Source organism: Brevibacterium aurantiacum, assembly GCF_003932995.1.
In the GTDB taxonomy this organism is placed as follows: Bacteria; Actinomycetota; Actinomycetes; order Actinomycetales; family Brevibacteriaceae; genus Brevibacterium; species Brevibacterium aurantiacum.
In genome coordinates, this window is sequence record NZ_CP025333.1 from 3,155,292 (window position 1) to 3,170,498 (window position 15,207).

The 15,207-nt window shown below is 62.2% G+C and carries 12 protein-coding genes; 3 read left to right on the forward strand and 9 right to left on the reverse strand.

Features of this window, described 5'->3' with window-relative positions:
• Nucleotides 1-136: 136 nt before the first annotated feature.
• The 8 genes from CXR25_RS14585 to CXR25_RS14620 all read right to left on the reverse strand — a co-directional run bounded on the left by CXR25_RS14585 (nt 137) and on the right by CXR25_RS14620 (nt 8,678).
• Nucleotides 137-1,303, reverse strand: coding sequence for a resuscitation-promoting factor (locus CXR25_RS14585; protein WP_226824182.1), 1,167 nt, complete (start codon nt 1,301-1,303; stop codon nt 137-139).
• A gap of 305 nt (nt 1,304-1,608) precedes the next feature.
• Complete coding sequence (locus tag CXR25_RS14590) at nt 1,609-2,529, reverse strand: TatD family hydrolase (RefSeq protein ID WP_009883267.1); 921 nt, start codon at nt 2,527-2,529, stop codon at nt 1,609-1,611.
• The gene (gene metG / locus CXR25_RS14595) at nt 2,529-4,250 is read right to left on the reverse strand and encodes a methionine--tRNA ligase (RefSeq protein ID WP_069600724.1); all 1,722 of its coding nucleotides are present in this window, start codon (nt 4,248-4,250) and stop codon (nt 2,529-2,531) included. The genes CXR25_RS14590 and metG overlap by 1 nt, the downstream gene beginning before the upstream one ends.
• A 224-nt stretch (nt 4,251-4,474) precedes the next feature.
• Complete coding sequence (locus tag CXR25_RS14600) at nt 4,475-5,536, reverse strand: hypothetical protein (protein ID WP_096163045.1); 1,062 nt, start codon at nt 5,534-5,536, stop codon at nt 4,475-4,477.
• Between the two features lie 346 nt (nt 5,537-5,882).
• Nucleotides 5,883-6,770 (reverse strand): 16S rRNA (cytidine(1402)-2'-O)-methyltransferase, encoded by an 888-nt coding sequence (rsmI, locus tag CXR25_RS14605; protein WP_420836558.1) that lies wholly within the window; start codon nt 6,768-6,770, stop codon nt 5,883-5,885.
• Between the two features lie 104 nt (nt 6,771-6,874).
• Nucleotides 6,875-7,339, reverse strand: a complete 465-nt coding sequence (locus tag CXR25_RS14610; protein WP_009883272.1) for a DUF4190 domain-containing protein — start codon at nt 7,337-7,339, stop codon at nt 6,875-6,877.
• An 88-nt stretch (nt 7,340-7,427) separates the two neighbouring features.
• Nucleotides 7,428-7,859: a DUF4190 domain-containing protein gene (locus CXR25_RS14615; protein ID WP_226829822.1), complete on the reverse strand. Its 432-nt coding sequence runs from the start codon at nt 7,857-7,859 to the stop codon at nt 7,428-7,430.
• A 210-nt stretch (nt 7,860-8,069) separates the two neighbouring features.
• Nucleotides 8,070-8,678, reverse strand: coding sequence for a DUF4190 domain-containing protein (locus CXR25_RS14620; protein WP_241211502.1), 609 nt, complete (start codon nt 8,676-8,678; stop codon nt 8,070-8,072).
• 139 nt (nt 8,679-8,817) lie between these two features.
• Here CXR25_RS14620 and CXR25_RS14625 point away from each other — a divergent pair, with 139 nt between their 5' ends.
• The 3 genes from CXR25_RS14625 (at nt 8,818) to CXR25_RS14635 (ending at nt 13,174) form a co-directional block, all read left to right on the forward strand.
• Nucleotides 8,818-10,788: a dolichyl-phosphate-mannose--protein mannosyltransferase gene (locus CXR25_RS14625; RefSeq protein ID WP_241212338.1), complete on the forward strand. Its 1,971-nt coding sequence runs from the start codon at nt 8,818-8,820 to the stop codon at nt 10,786-10,788.
• Nucleotides 10,789-10,919: 131 nt separating this feature from the next.
• On the forward strand, nt 10,920-12,290 hold the full coding sequence (locus CXR25_RS14630) for an acylneuraminate cytidylyltransferase (RefSeq protein WP_101598298.1): 1,371 nt from the start codon (nt 10,920-10,922) through the stop codon (nt 12,288-12,290).
• A complete protein-coding gene (locus tag CXR25_RS14635) occupies nt 12,287-13,174 on the forward strand; it encodes an N-acetylneuraminate synthase family protein (RefSeq protein ID WP_125240726.1) in 888 nt (295 codons plus the stop codon). Before CXR25_RS14630 ends, CXR25_RS14635 begins: the two co-directional genes overlap by 4 nt.
• Before the next feature lie 137 nt (nt 13,175-13,311).
• Here CXR25_RS14635 and CXR25_RS14640 read toward each other — a convergent pair whose 3' ends face one another.
• The gene (locus CXR25_RS14640; protein ID WP_101620873.1) at nt 13,312-15,150 is read right to left on the reverse strand and encodes a hypothetical protein; all 1,839 of its coding nucleotides are present in this window, start codon (nt 15,148-15,150) and stop codon (nt 13,312-13,314) included.
• Nucleotides 15,151-15,207: the final 57 nt, after the last annotated feature.

Here is a 15,207-nt window from a genome sequence, read left to right on the forward strand (position 1 = left end):
CAAGGTGCCCCTCTCGTGAATGCAGGTACGGACCCGGAAGATGATCTTCCGGGTCCGTACCTGTGGCTGTCGTCTGTGACCTTATCGCTTCAGTTCAGCATGTCGCTTACTGCAGGTCAGCAGTCGCGCTCTGCGATCAGGCGCAGGCCCACTGGCTCCAGCCGGCTTCACGCTGCAGCTTCTTGGCACGATCGAACTGCTCCTGCGGGCTGGCATCGACCGGATTGCCGCTGCCTCCCATGTTCTGCCATGTCTGGAGCTTGAACTGGAACAGACCGAAGTGTGCATGGTTCGACTGGTTCACAGCCTTCGGGTTGAACTCAGACTCGCACTTGGCAACCTGGTACCACTTGGATCCTGGTCCGCCGAGCATGTCCTTGATCTCCTGGGTGCTCATGTCGCCACCACCGGAGCCGGAGCCGCCGCCACCGGTGCTCTTGTCACCGTCGTCGGAGCCGCCCGAACCTTCGTCAGAGCCGCCGTCGCCTGTTCCGGCGTCCGAACCGTTGTCGGAGTCGTCAGGCTTCTCTGCGGGGGCTTCGGGGGCTTCCTTCTTCTTGGTGCCCTCGATGACAACCTTGGCCTTGGGCTCGGAGAGGACCTTCTCGTCCTTCTTCTCCTTCTTCACCTGTTCGCCATTGACGGTCTTGACCTTGTAAGAGACCTGCTTCTGGCCGTCCTTACCCTCTTCTTCGACCTTGGTCTCACCCTGGTACAGGGAGTCAGACTTCTTGGTCTCGGTCTTGGCCTTGATGGCTTCCTTCTCCTTGACCGTGTCGTTCTTCACACGGTTCACGGTGAGGACCTGGCCGTCGGAGACCTTCGAGCTGAGGGGAACGGACATGAAGTCGTCCTTGTCGAGCTTCAACTTGGTCTCGCCGAGGGCTTCCTTGGCGGTTTCCGCTGCGGCTGAGACCTTGTGGTCCTTGCCATCGGCGACAATCGTGATGTCCTTAGCGGTCGTCACGTCAATGTCATTGCCTTGTTCCTTGAGCTTCTGGTTCGGCTTAGCGTTGAGGTCGGCGCCCTTCGCGTCCACACCGAGGTCGGCCAGCGCCTGACCGACGGTGTTCGCGTTGGTCCACTCGTCGCTTTCCTTGCCGTCGACGGACAGCGAAAGCTTCTTCGCGGTATTGACGGTGATCGTCATATCCCGCGAGATCTTCTTGTCTACGCCTGGCTTGACCTTGTCGCGCTTCTCGATGTCGAGGTCGCGGCTGTCGAGGACGTCCCCCACGGTTCCACCGAAGGTCCGAACCTCTTCGGCCTGACCATTGACATCCAATGTCACTGGCTTGTTCATGGTCACCACGGCACCCGTGCCACCCACGAGTCCGGTAATCACTACCGCCTGTGCAGCAATTTGCACTTTGCGGTTCTTGAGAAAATCAATCACAAAAATATCCCTGGGGCAGAGGTCATCAACTCATCCACTGTAACCGATTCGTTACAAGATACGCAAAACATTACGAACATGTAACAACGAGGGTGCCTGAGCTGGCGCTCTCACCAGGACTTCCCCGTGTTTCCGGGCTTCGTCACAATCGTGACATTTACCCGCCGAGGTGGCTGATCGAGCGTTATCCTCACCCTCACCGAGGTGGCTGGTCAGTCCCAGCCTCCCAGCGCGGTCTCCGCGTTCTTCCACACCGCAGAGCACAGTTCCTCTTCGCTCATCCCCCGCACCTCGGCGAGCATGCGTGCCGTAACCGCGGTCAGGTACGGGCCTCCCGGTTTGCCACGGTGCGGATGCGGGGTGAGGAATGGGGCGTCTGTCTCGGTCAGCAGCCGATCCAGCGGGGCAGCGGCTGCCGCACGGCGGAGCTCGTCCGCGTTCTTGAACGTGAGGTTCCCGGCGAACGACATGTAGTACCCGGCCTCCGCGCACTCGCGGGCCATCGCCTCGTCGCCGGAATAGCAGTGGAAGATCGTGACCTCGGGAGCGCCTTCCTCCTTGAGGATGCGCAGCACGTCGGCGTGTGCCTCACGGTCGTGGATCTGCAGGGCCTTGCCCGTGCGTTTGGCGATCTCGATGTGGGCGCGGAAGGAGCGCTGCTGTTCGGCGACACCGTCTTCGCCGGTGCGGAAGTAGTCGAGGCCTGTCTCCCCCACCACGCGCATGCGATCGTTGGAGGCCACGAGCGACTCGATCTCTGTGAGCGCATCGTCGAGCATGCCTCGTTCGGCCAGCCTCGGCGCTTCGTTCGGGTGCAGTGCCGCACCGCCGAGCATCCACGAACGGCCCTGCTCGGACTGCTCGGCGACAAGCTCGGTCGTCCAGCGAGCTGCCGGCAGATCGCAGCCGATCTGCACGATGCGCTGGACTCCAGCCGACTGCGCGGTGTCGAAGAAGAAGTCGAGGCTCGGGAACTCCTCGTCCTCGTCGGGACGCACCTCTGGTTCGGGTTCGCCAGCGCCCAAGGGCAGTCGCACACCCGTGCAGATATCGAGATGTGTGTGGGTGTCGACTACCGGGTGGGCAAGCGGCTCAGGCACCGGAGGATAGGTTCCGGCGGCGCGAGAGGCCATTATTCGGTCTCCTCCACGAACTTGGGGAACACGGGTTCGGGCTTAGGCAGCGGTGTGCCGGGTTCGAGCGGATACTCGATGGCGGCGAACGACCGGGGATCCACCTCGGCGGCGGAGATTCCACCCGCGGTGGTTTCGGCAACCGAAGGTGCCAGGCCAGCGGAGGCATAGGCTGCTCCGGCGGCGACACCGATGCCGGCGTTCGCGGTGACCGTCTCCATCGCCTCGGCGCCGGTTCCGCTGTCGGTCGCTGTCGCTGTCGGCAGAACTTTGGCACCGGCCTCACCGGCACCCGCCTCGACTCCGAGGAGGTCGAGGATTTTGCCGGCGGACTCGGGCATGACGGGCTGGATGAGGATCGAGATGATGCGTACGACCTCGATCGTCACCCACAGCACGGTGGCCATGCGATCGGGATCGGTCTTCTTCAGCTTCCAGGGCTCCTGTGCGGAGAAGTAGCGGTTGGCCTCGGAGAGGACCTTCCAGCAGGCCTCGACGTAGAGGTGGAGAGCCTGGGTGTCGACATGGCGACGGGCGTTGTCGGGGACCGCGCGGGCCAACGCCAACAGGGCTTCATCGTCGTCGGTGAGCTCACCGGGCTGGGGAACCTGGGCGTCACAGTTCTTCGCGATCATCGACAGCGAGCGCTGGGCGAGGTTGCCGTACTCGTTGGCGAGGTCGGAGTTCTTGCGGGTGATGATCGAGTCCTTGGTGTAGGACCCGTCGTTGCCGTAGGAGAACTCGCGGAAGAGGAAGAAGCGGAGGGTGTCGAGGCCGAACGCGTCGACGAGGTCGATGGGATCGACGACGTTGCCGACGGACTTCGACATCTTCTCACCGGCGTTGAAGAGGAAGCCGTGGGCGTGGACGCGCTTGGGCAGCTCGATGCCGGCACTCATGAGGAACGCAGGCCAGTAGACGCTGTGGAAGCGGATGATGTCCTTGCCGATGATGTGGACGTCGGCGGGCCACCACTTGTCGAGGCGTTCCTGGTCATCGGGGTATCCGGCGGCGGTGAGGTAGTTGGTCAGAGCGTCGATCCACACGTACATCACGTGCTTCTCGTTGCCGGGCACCGGCACACCCCAGTCGAAGGTGGTGCGCGAGACCGAAAGGTCCTTCAACCCCGAGGCGACGAAGGAGGCGACCTCGTTGCGACGCGAATCGGGGCCGATGAACTCGGGGTGGTTCTTGTACAGCTCGAGCAGCTTGTCCTGGTAATTGGACAGACGGAAGAAGTAGGACTCCTCTTCCGTCCAAGTCACCTCGGTGCGGGTCTCAGTCGACAGGCGGACACCGTCGACGACCTCAGTCTCGTCCTGGGTGTAGAAGGCCTCATCGCGGACGGAGTACCAGCCGGCGTAGGTGTCGAGGTAGATGTCACCGGCCTCTTCGAGCTTGCGCCAGATCGCCTTGGACGCCTCGTAGTGGTCCTCATCGGTGGTGCGGATGAACCGGTCGAACGTGGACCCGAGCGCGAGCTGCGTGTCGCGGAAGTTCTTCGCGTTGTCGTCGGCGAGCTCCTTGGGCGAAATGCCCAGTTTGTTCGCCGCCTGCAGCATCTTCAGACCATGCTCATCGGTGCCGGTTGCGAAGAACACCTCGTGGTTGTCGAGGCGCTTGAACCGCGCGATCGTATCGGCCGCAATGTACTCATATGCGTGCCCGATGTGGATGGCCCCATTGGGGTAAGCGATAGCTGTCGTCAAGTAATAACCCATAGGTCACACAGTCTAAGGGAAGCCGAGCCGCCGTCGCGCAGGGGTCCGCAGGGGAGTGGGTGTGCCCCCTATTGGAAATAGCCCCGTCTGAGTTCTATAGCTCGACTTTGAACGTGAGCCCTCAAACTTCGATCGATCCCTAACTCTGCTTCCAGCGAGAAAAGGTCGCTTCACGCCCACACTTTGCGGCAGTTGACCTCAGTTCACCGCAAGCTCGGGGTGCTTCACAGCGCCAGCTTCTTTTTGCAGTGCTGCCTCAGCTCGGGTGCCTGGTCGAACAGCTTCCGCGAGAAAGTCGCTACATTCAAAATCTCGTTGAACTTGAAGCGGATCACTTTGTACCCCATCGACAGCAGACGGTTCTGCTGCCAGCTCTCCTTGTTCATGACGGCGAACCCTCCGTCCACATACTTTTGAGTTCCGTCGATGTACAAGGCAACTCCGGACTCTTCGAAAAGGTGATCCAGTCGCGTTATAGTCCGATACCCGTCTTTGACGTCGAACTGCTGCACGAAGTCATGCAGGCCGAGCAGGTGCAAATTGAACGAAGCCCGGCTCTCGGCATAGCTCTCCGAGAGCGGAGTGACCAATGAAGCAAGCTTCCTCGCACTCTGATTCCCCCTAGCCATCCGAGCTATTGGTGGGCCGAACAACCCGTCGACTGCATCGGGAACCCGAGACATGATGTGAGGCGGATAGCCCGTCTTGAAGATGGCCTCTTCATCGAAGCCGATCATGGACCATCGGAGAACTTGCTCCATGGCGGCGAATGCGGCCGCTGGCCCGAGCGCCATTCTCAGGTCCAGCGCGGTCTTCGCTTGCGTAGTGACCCTGATCCCTTCGACTTCGCAGATGTCCTCGGCATGCACCGAAATTCGCCGCCTGGTCAACGAGCCGGTGCGGGAACTGGACACAGCATGCGCGACATTTACTGGCTGAGTCGGCACGTCGAACAGCCCCAATTTGTGGAGCTTCGCAGCTGATGGTCCCCAGACCACGTCACCCGACCGGTACCTGGGATAGTGGAGAATCCGAAGTCGATCGAGATGTTCCAGATACTTCCTCCGCTGGGAGCGCTCGCGGTGGCGACCGGTCTCGTGATAGACCAACCACGCTTCGTCGATTGCAAATCTGACGAATCGCCGATGTGAGGAATCCTTGCACCGGCGTATGACCGAGTAGACACCGCGATCGAGCTTCAAAAGGCAGCACCCCAGCGCGCTTTTGATGTCGGTGGTGGCCGCGCCCGTTGCCCTGAGGTCCTGGAAGTAGACGACGTTGTACATGCCACCACACTGATCTGCCGATAGTGCTGGTAACCAGCCGAGACGAATCGTGTGTGGATCACACGATTCTGTCCCCAAGCACAGTGCACGCGAGTCAATGGAGATCTCACAGCCAGTCGTGGCCAAGTGAACCGCGGTTTCAGACAAATGCACCAAGCTCACTCAGTGCAGCAGAAACGCTCCGCTTAGCTGATCGTGCGCGCACCACCACACAGCGTCCGGCACACACGGCAAGGGATCGATCGAAGTTTCAGAGCTCCGCTTTAAAGGAGAGCTCTGAAACTTCGATCGATCCCTAACCTATCCACACCCTCAAACGCGCAAGTCGGAGACGCCGAGCACCTTACTACCGGTGCAGCCAGGCCTCGTAGATCTCACGCTTAGACAGTCCGTACTGCTTGGCGATCTGCCCTGCTGCATCTTTCGCACGAACGCCGGACTCCACGAGTTCACCGACGGCGTCGAGGTGGTCCTCCGGGGCGGTCTCAACCGCGGTGGCTCCGGCGAGGACGAGCGTCAGCTCCCCGCGCAGTCCGTCGGCCGCGAGGTCGCGCAGCGAAGATACGGTCCCGCGCAGAGTCTCCTCATAGGTCTTCGTCAGCTCGCGGCTGATGCTCATGGGCCGGTCTGGTCCCATGACGGTGAGGAAATCGTCCATGGTGTCGGCGATGCGGTGGGGGCTTTCAAAGAACACCATGGTCCGCTTCTCGCCGCGCAGCTCTTCAAGCAGGGTCTTGCGTGCCCCGGATTTGCGCGGCAGGAAACCTTCGAAGCTGAACCGGTCGCTGGGCAGCCCAGAGACTGCGAGCGCCATGAGAACGGCAGACGGTCCCGGTGTGGAGGTGATCGGAAGTCCGGCCTCGGCACACGCCTTGACGACGCGGTATCCGGGGTCGGAGACCGCAGGCATACCCGCATCACTCAGTAGGACAACGGTCTGACCGGAGCGGATGAGTTCGACGAGCTCGGGAGCTCGAGACTGCTCATTGTGGTCGAAGACGCTGATGACACGCTTGGTGTGCGTGAGTTCCAATCGCTGCGTCAGCGACAGGAAACGACGAGTGTCCTCAGCTGCAATGACATCGGCGGTGGCGATGGCACGCTGCATGCGTTCGCTCGCATCGCCGAGGTTGCCGATCGGAGTGCCGACCAGGACCAGCTTGCCCCCGGCTGAGGCAGAGGTTGAGGCAGAGGCTGGATCGGAATCCGTCGAGCCGAAGTCGTCCTGCGCCATATCCACATCGTCATGCGCAACCGAAGACGAGTCCGCCTCATCAGCGACTCCGTCAAAGTCACCTGCGCCGTCAAAGTCTCCAGCGTCTTCCGGTCTCCCGGACATCAACTGTATGACCCTGCACCGACCATGGCGACTCCGAACACAAGGACCATGATGCCGACGTAGACGACCCAGAACAGCACCCACCATGCGGTGCTGATGTAGCCGACCCACAGTGCGGCGACAGCCAATCCGTCTCCGCGTTCGCCTGACTGCCGAATCTGCTTGCGGGCCATATGCCCCATGATGATTCCGGCGATGCCAGCGAGGAAGATGCTGCTCATAAAGCAGAAGATCGAGGCCACGAGACCAATGATCGCCAGCGTGTTCGTGGGCGGAAGCGGCTGGTAGACATAGGTGGGTGCGCCACCGGCGTACTGGGCGTTGGCGCCATAAGCGGCGTTCGGGTTATAGCTCGCAGCGCCGTAGTTGGCATTGGCGTTGTTGTAGCCGCTGCCCGCTGCGGGACCTGACTGCGGCTGCTGGTAATACATGTCTGGATTGTTCCAGTTGTTCTGACTGCTCATGGCGCGATCTCCTTGCGTATGCCTACAACGGTACCGAGTCGTACTCCGCGACAAAAGGTGAGGTTGTCACAGATGGGTCTCAGTTCGCTCAGTAGGTAGCTTCTTCGGCGGCGACGCCCGCCATGATTGCAAGCACCATGAATCCGATATAGAGGCCCCAGACGATCACCCAGAACGCCGTACCGAGGTAGCCAGCCCAGAGCGCTGTCAGTGCCATTGCGTCTCCGCGCTCACCCCGCTGGCGTATCTGCTTGCGAGCGATGTGACCCATGATGATCCCGACGATGCCAGCGGGGATAAAGGATGTCATGACCCCGGCAAGTGCCAACACCATGCCGACGATCGCGACGGAGTTGGTGGGAGCAATCGGCTGATAGATGTACGTCACCGGGCCGACGAACCCCGGGTTTGCCCCGTACGCGGCAGGATTCGGCTGAGCAGAATAGCCTGGGTAGCCACCGTAGTTCGAGTGGGCTGATGCCGCGTTGCCGCCGCTGGCGGGCAGTTGCCGAGTGTACATATCTGGTTCGCTCCTGTTGCTGTGGCTGCTCACGGGATGATCCCTGCTGAAGGAATGTTCCCCTTGCGTCTGAATACAACGCTATCGAGCCGAACAGTCCGCGAAGAGCAAAACGTGTTGCAGTCCTGCACCACCGGTGTCAGGGCAGAAAACGGACCCTCGTGAGCTGGTCCGTCCGAAGACAGTCGCTCACCGGTCTATGCCGACCCCTCAGTAGCCCATGGCTGCAGCGAAGACTCCCAGTCCCACAACGCCGACGATGATGATGAGTCCCAGCAGGCCCAAGCCGATGCCGACATAGCCCATGACCAGACCCGCAGTGGCCTGACCTCGGCCATCTTCGCCGGACTTCTTGATCTGTCCACGAGACACATGACCGAAGATGACAGCGAGGATGGGCGCGATCCACAGGAACATCGCCAAAAACATGAAGAAGTAGCCGAGGATAGGAATCAGGGAGAGGAAGCTGCAGACGAAACCGCCGCCGAGTCCGATGATGCCCATCCACATCGCCCAGCTAGACAGTCTATTCACCGCTGGCCGCACCATCATCGGCGCCCCGTAGGTCATCGGCTGACTGTAAGAATTCGGCTGGCTGTAGCCGTATGCGCCGGGCTGGCCGTAATCGTTCGGCTGGTTGTAGACCGCAGGGCCGGATTGGTTCTGCTGATACGCGTTCGGATTCGAATACTGCCCCGAGCCGTACCCCTGATTCTGGCCTGAGCCGTACCCGGGCTGCGATGTCCCGTAGGAGTTGTTGAACTGTTGGGATCCGACCTGTGGTGGATCGCTCGGGCGATAGTTCGGATTGTAGGACACGCTCTTCACCGTTTCGTTCGTTTGCCGCCTGTTGAGGACTACCTTAGTCGTGGTCAGTGGCCGAAGGACAATGCGCACACGACTCACCCTGGGGACCAGATGGGAGCTGGCGCCTTCTCGGACCTTAAACTTGACGACGATGACTCATTCCGAAGATCCCCAGGCGCCGAGGTGGTCGACCGACCCCACGGATGAGTCCGCTGACCCCGCACACTCCCACACCGACCCCGTAGACTCCCACACCGACTCCGAACGCCCCCGCACATACTTCCCCGCAGCATCCGCAACGCCTGCAATGCCCACATCATCTGCAGCCCCTGCTACAACCCCTGCAACCACCTCGGCTCCCACCACTCTCATGGCCCGGGAACGTCGTGCTGACCGGCGCGAATCGATCCGCGCTAATGCTGCCGCCATCCGTAGGCGCTCCTTCACCGCCGGCATGTGGGCGACTCGGGCCCCGATCTGGATGTGGCCGGTCCTGCTGATCATCACAGCGATCGGCGGAGTCCTCCGGCTCTTCAACCTCGACTTCCCTCACCGACTGATCTTCGACGAAACCTACTACGTCAAGGACGGCTACTCCGTCTTCAAATACGGCTACGAACGTTCCTGGCCGGAGAATGCCGACGACTCGTTCAATGCCGGTGACCCGAGCGTCATCGAGTCCACCCCCGAATATGTCGTCCACCCGCCGTTGGGCAAATGGATCATCGGCGCAGGCATCCACCTCTTCGGCGCCGATAACTCCTTCGGATGGCGCTTCTCCGTCGCTATCGTGGGAACACTGACGATCTTCCTCATGGGCTTCATCGCCTGGAAGCTCTTCCGTTCGGCGCTCTTCGCCTGTGTCGCGGCCGGGCTGCTCTCCATCGACGGCGAGCACTTCGTGCATTCGCGCACGAGCCTGCTCGACATCATCCTCATGGCCTTCATCCTCCTGGCCTTCGCATTCATCGTCGTCGACCGAGAGTTCGTCACCAAGAAGCTCGCCCGGTACGCGGCCTCGACCAGTCCCCCGGACGGAGGACGTGACCTTCAGCCTTCCAGACGCAAGGATCTGATCAATTTCGGGCACCACCTCGGCGTGCGTCCCTGGCTCATCGCCGCGGGCATCAGCCTCGGTCTGGCGATGGGTGTGAAGTGGTCGGGACTCTATGCTCTCGCCGCGTTCGGGATCCTCGTCGTCGCCTGGGACGTGCACTCACGTCACCGTGCAGGCGTAGTCCACCCCTGGCTGGGGATGCTCATCCGCGACAGCGTTCCGGCATTTCTCAAACTGGTGCCGGTGGCGCTGCTGACCTACATCGTCACCTGGACCGGGTGGATCCGCTCCGATGATGCCTGGGATCGGCAGTGGGCGTTCGAGAACAGCGGCTGGTGGAGCGCACTGCCTGACTGGCTGCTGTGGCTGCCGTCTCTGGCCCACTATCACTACACGGCGTACTCGTTCCATGTCGGCCTCGACTCCGAACACCCCTATATGTCGAATCCGTGGGGGTGGATCGTGCAATGGCGGCCGACCTCCTTCTACTACGAGTCTCCGGACCAGGGAAGCATGGGCTGCGCCGTTGAGCACTGCTCCTCGGCGATCACCTCGGTGGGCAATCCGGTCATCTGGGGGTTGGCACCCATCGCCATCCTCGTCGCTTTGGTCGCCTGGATCGTCCGCCGCGACGTTCGCGCCGGCGTCATCCTGGCCGGACTCGCCGCCACCTGGCTGCCGTGGTTCACCTACCAGGACCGCACCATCTTCACCTTCTACACAATCGTCATGGTGCCTTTCGTCGTCCTCGCGTTCACCTACTGCCTCACCCTCATATGGGGCCGGGTGCCCACGCCAGCGACTGCGACCGCTATTTCATCGACCGCAACCTCAGCGACATCCACTCCCGACGCCGTCCCCTCCTTCGCCCCCAAACCACGTGGCCTCCTCTTCGCCGGCCGTGGCACTCGAATCCCCTGGCCGCTGTTCGGACGCCGCATGGCCGTCGGGCTGATCCTCGTGGCCGCAATCATGGCCTTCGCCTACTTCTGGCCGGTCTACACCGGCGAGGTCATCCCGTTCGAAGCGTGGAACAACCGCATGTGGAACGTCACCTGGCGCTAGTACCTCAACCCCGCCACGGGTGACAAAGCCCGCCACAGACCACCTCGACACACACCTGCCACGAAGCCGTCGCCTCGGCGACATTGCTCGTTCACCTCAGGGCCACATGCCGTCGCTAGCGTCGAATCATTGTGAATTACCAATCGACTCTGACTCCCCCAGCGCCCACCGATCGCGTGGCCACAGCGCCCGCTGATGATGAGAGCGCAGCACGGCAGCATCGGGCCGTGGCCATCATTCCCGCTCGTGGCGGATCCAAGGGAATCCCGCTGAAGAACCTGCAGAAGGTCGCCGGCGTCTCGCTTCTTGCGCGCGCGATCAATGCGGCGAAATCAACGCCGAGCATCGACCGGGTGGTCGTCTCGACCGACCATGACGGCATCGCCGCGGAGGCGATCCGGGCCGGCGCCGAGGTGTCCCACCGTCCCGCAGACATCGCCGGTGACTCCGCGACCAGTGAGTCGGCACTCATCTACACGCTGGCCAACCTCGGCGAGGAATTCGACACCACGGTCTTCATGCAGTGCACCTCCCCGTTCATCGACTCGGCCTCGATCGACAACGCGGTCGCCGCTGTTCGTGATGGTAAGGCCGACGTCGTGTTCTCCGCCGTTGAGGATCATTCGTTCCTGTGGCGCCTCGATGATGGCGAATCGGCAGTTGCCGTCGGGCACGAAGCCAGCTTCCGCCCCCGCCGTCAGGACCGGGCCAAGCACTACAACGAGACCGGCGCGTTCTACGTCATGCGCACCGACGGCCTCCTCGAGAATGAACACCGCTTCTTCGGTCGCGTCACGATCGAAGAGGTCCCGCCCGAGCACGCCCGCGAAATCGACGACATGTCCGACCTGTCACTGGTCCGTGCGATCGCCTCGACGCAGGAGACAGCGCAGGTCATCGACGTCGACGCCCTCGTCACCGACTTCGACGGCGTCCACACCGACGACGGCGCCTATGTCGACGAGGACGGCAACGAACAGGTACGCGTCCACCGCGGCGACGGCATGGGAGTCTCACGCCTCGTGAAGTCAGGGCTGCCTGTCATGATCCTGTCGAAGGAACGCAATCCAGTTGTCACCCGCAGGGCAGAGAAACTTCACGTGGATGTCACTCAGGGCATCGACAATAAAGCGCAGGTCCTGACGTCGTGGATCGAAGAACAGGGCCTCGACGCGGCCCGAGTGGCCTACGTCGGAAACGACATCAACGACCTCGAGGCCTTCGACGTCGTCGGCTGGCCAATCGCAGTCGCGGACGCCCACCCCAAGGTGCTCGCAGCGGCTCGTGTGGTCCTCGATCGGCCCGGCGGCAAGGGAGCGGTTCGCGAAGTCTGCGACCTCATCCCCGTCCCCGACCAGGCCACGCAGCAGCTCCCGACGCGAGGACTGACATCGGTTCTCGCCTCAGACTCACACAACAAGCAACCATCCATCCCGCAGCAACAGCCGTTGCTCACGAATCACGCAGAAGGTTTGCGTACCAATCGAAAGCAGGTTTCATGACTGATCAACTCGCCCCCGTGGCCTTCGGAGATCACCTCGTCGGCCCGAATCAGCCCGTGTACATGATCGGCGAAATCGGCATCAACCACAACGGCGACGTCGAGATCGCGAAGCAGCTCATGGATGCCGCCGTCACCGCAGGTGCCCAGGCCGTGAAGTTCCAGAAGCGCAACCCCGATGTGGCTGTGCCCGAACACCAGAAGTCGAAGATGCGCTCCACCCCGTGGGGCGAGATGACCTACCTCGACTACAAGTGGCGCGTCGAGTTCGGCCAGGAAGAATACGCCGAGATCGACCGCTACGCCAAGGAAGTCGGCCTGCAGTGGTTCGCCTCCCCCTGGGACACTGACTCCGTGGACTTCCTCGAGAACGAGTTCGACGCCGTGACATACAAGGTCGCTTCGGCCTCGCTGACGGACTTCGAACTTCTCCGTGCGATCGACGCCACCGGCAAGCCGGTCCTGTGCTCCTCGGGCATGTCCGACTGGGCCACCCTGGACAAGGCCGTCGAGGTCTTCGACCGCGACAAGCTGGTCCTCATGCACGCCACCTCGACCTACCCGCTGCCTCCCGAAGAGGTCAACCTCAAGGCCATCCCGGCAATGCGTGAGCGTTACGGTGTGCCCGTGGGCTACTCCGGCCACGAACTGGGCCTCGAGATCTCCTTCGCCGCCGCAGCGCTGGGTGCCGTGACCATCGAACGCCACATCACCCTCGACTCCTCGATGTGGGGCTCCGACCAGTCCGCATCGATGGAACCGCGCGAGTTCACCTCGCTCACCAAAGGCGTGCGCGTTCTCGAAACTGCCTTCGGCGACGGCGACAAACGCGTCATGCCGGGCGAGGAATCCAAGATCGATTCGCTGCGCAAGGTCAGCGTCTGACCCGCTCTTGGTCTGGCCTGATCGTGTTCTGGCCTGATCGTCTGACAACGGTCCCATCACCTCGCCGAGGTGGTGGGGCCGTTGCCGTGTTCCCTCGCCGAGGTGGTGGGGCCGTTCCGAGATGATCGTGCCGTAGGTCAGCGCCCGAGTTTGCGCTTGATCCTCCGTACCCTCCACGCCAGCCCATGCGCCGTCTTGTCGAATAGGACCTTCGCTTCGGCGGTGGCTGTACGGTCGTTGACCGACCTGAGCTGGGCATCGGATTCGTCGAGCTGCTTCCGCAGGCCGGCGGCATCGACGGCGTGCCGATTCTTCTCCGCAGTCTGAGCGTCGAGTTCCGTGGTCTGCACGTCAAGCTCTGCGGACTGCCACTCGAGCTGAGTCTCCTTCTGCTTCAACTCCGCACGGAGGCTCTCCCGTTCCGCTTCGCGGTCCTTGCGCTGTGCGTTGGCGCTCTCGAGTTGCTGCTTGTGCTCACGGCGCAGCTTCGTGCGATCTCGCATGTGAGCGGCGCTGAATTCCTCGGCCTCGGACACTGCCGCGAGGTGGAATTCCTCGGCTCGGATATCGGCCTGGGTTCGAGGAACTAGGTCGGTTTGAGGAACTAGGTCGGCTCGGGGAACAACTTCTGCTGGGAGCCTCCGGACGACTGCAACCAACCGCTCAGTGCCCGCACCGGAATTCCCCGTGCCCGACGAAGGCCGCAGCGCATCGCGTATGTCGGCGTGGTTGTCCGCCGTGATGTCGAAAAGTTTCTGCCAGGTAGCTGCGAGGTCGTCCTGCAGGTCATTTCCGCGCGCATAGGCCTGCTCGATCGTGTCGACGATCCGCTGGGCAAGAGCGTGGGCTCGCTGAACCACATCCGCGGTGATGCCAGGACCGTCGCCCGTATTGTCCGCCGCCATACCCTCAGGCCCAACAGGCACGATGAATTCGGGATGTCCGATGTCCTCGGCGAAGTAGCCCAGCTTGGCGTGCAGATCCAGGGAGATCGGAATCGAGCCGACGCCGAAGGGGATCATCTGCGCATGCCCGCGACCACCCAGCACATAGGGAATGGAGACGAACAGATCGAGACCGGCGAAGAACCCGATGTCGGAGCCATACAACCCGATCTCTTTGACCTCGGGCACCTCAGCGACCAACTGCCGCGACACCTCGGCGCCATCGGGGTGGAAGGGAACGCTGAGGATAGTCCATCCGCCAGCCAAGAGCATTCGGGCGGCATCGATCGTTGCCCGGTGAATCACCTCGGCGTCAAAGCCGGCGGCCTGCTGACGTGGGTGAACGAGCATCTGGATCGCCAGGACCTTCTGACTCGGATCGGGGCGACGGCCGATCAAGGGCTCGTAGAGCAGGCCCGCGATGGTCGTCGGGCACGGCTGGAATCGGATTGGTCCTGACCGCGAGATCGTCCCCGGCTGCGACTGCAGAGGCGGCGCCGCCTGCGAGTTCGCGGATGCTCGTGATCGCTCGACGTCTCCCCCGTCGACACCGAGGAATGACGTCATCGTCTCAATGCTGCCGGTGTTGCGCAGGCCGAAGAACACAGACTGGTCGAGGACCTGGCTGACATGGGTGTGCATCAGCTCGTCGAACTCGGGCTGGCCGGGGAACCGGTTGTCCCCGAGCGCATAGATGATAAGCGGGACTTCGATGGCGGCGAGCGCTTCGGCGGAGATCTTCCACTGCCATCCCGACAGCCGATTCGGGTTCGTGTCCTGCAGGAACAGCCCGCCTCCGCCGACGACAACAGCATCTGCCGATGAATTTATCCGCTCGACGAGGGCCAAATCCACTTCGCGCCGCAGGGCCGCCGCCGATGTGAAATCGACCTCACCGCCCGACCGAGCCGAAGCGGTCGAGCCACCAGAACCCATCACTCGGAAGACGTCCCTGACCACGGGGAACAGCGCCTTGTCGCCGTAGTTTCCCCAGGTCGGGATGTCGAAGTGGAACAGCTTCAGGTGCGGCATTGCACAAGGCTATGGGCGATGGGCAAACACTTGGTGAACTTCACCTGTCCGAGGCGT

What these genes read in the sequence shown, in the direction of transcription:
- CXR25_RS14615 (WP_226829822.1), bottom strand. Translation starts at nt 7,859, where the DNA reads ATGTACACTCGGCAACTGCCCGCCAGCGGCGGCAACGCGGCATCAGCC.
- CXR25_RS14610 (WP_009883272.1), bottom strand. Translation starts at nt 7,339, where the DNA reads ATGAGCAGTCAGAACAACTGGAACAATCCAGACATGTATTACCAGCAG.
- CXR25_RS14640 (WP_101620873.1), bottom strand. Translation starts at nt 15,150, where the DNA reads ATGCCGCACCTGAAGCTGTTCCACTTCGACATCCCGACCTGGGGAAAC.
- CXR25_RS14590 (WP_009883267.1), bottom strand. Translation starts at nt 2,529, where the DNA reads ATGGCCTCTCGCGCCGCCGGAACCTATCCTCCGGTGCCTGAGCCGCTT.
- CXR25_RS14585 (WP_226824182.1), bottom strand. Translation starts at nt 1,303, where the DNA reads ATGAACAAGCCAGTGACATTGGATGTCAATGGTCAGGCCGAAGAGGTT.
- metG (WP_069600724.1), bottom strand. Translation starts at nt 4,250, where the DNA reads ATGGGTTATTACTTGACGACAGCTATCGCTTACCCCAATGGGGCCATC.
- CXR25_RS14600 (WP_096163045.1), bottom strand. Translation starts at nt 5,536, where the DNA reads ATGTACAACGTCGTCTACTTCCAGGACCTCAGGGCAACGGGCGCGGCC.
- rsmI (WP_420836558.1), bottom strand. Translation starts at nt 6,770, where the DNA reads ATGGCGCAGGACGACTTCGGCTCGACGGATTCCGATCCAGCCTCTGCC.
- CXR25_RS14625 (WP_241212338.1), top strand. Translation starts at nt 8,818, where the DNA reads ATGACTCATTCCGAAGATCCCCAGGCGCCGAGGTGGTCGACCGACCCC.
- CXR25_RS14635 (WP_125240726.1), top strand. Translation starts at nt 12,287, where the DNA reads ATGACTGATCAACTCGCCCCCGTGGCCTTCGGAGATCACCTCGTCGGC.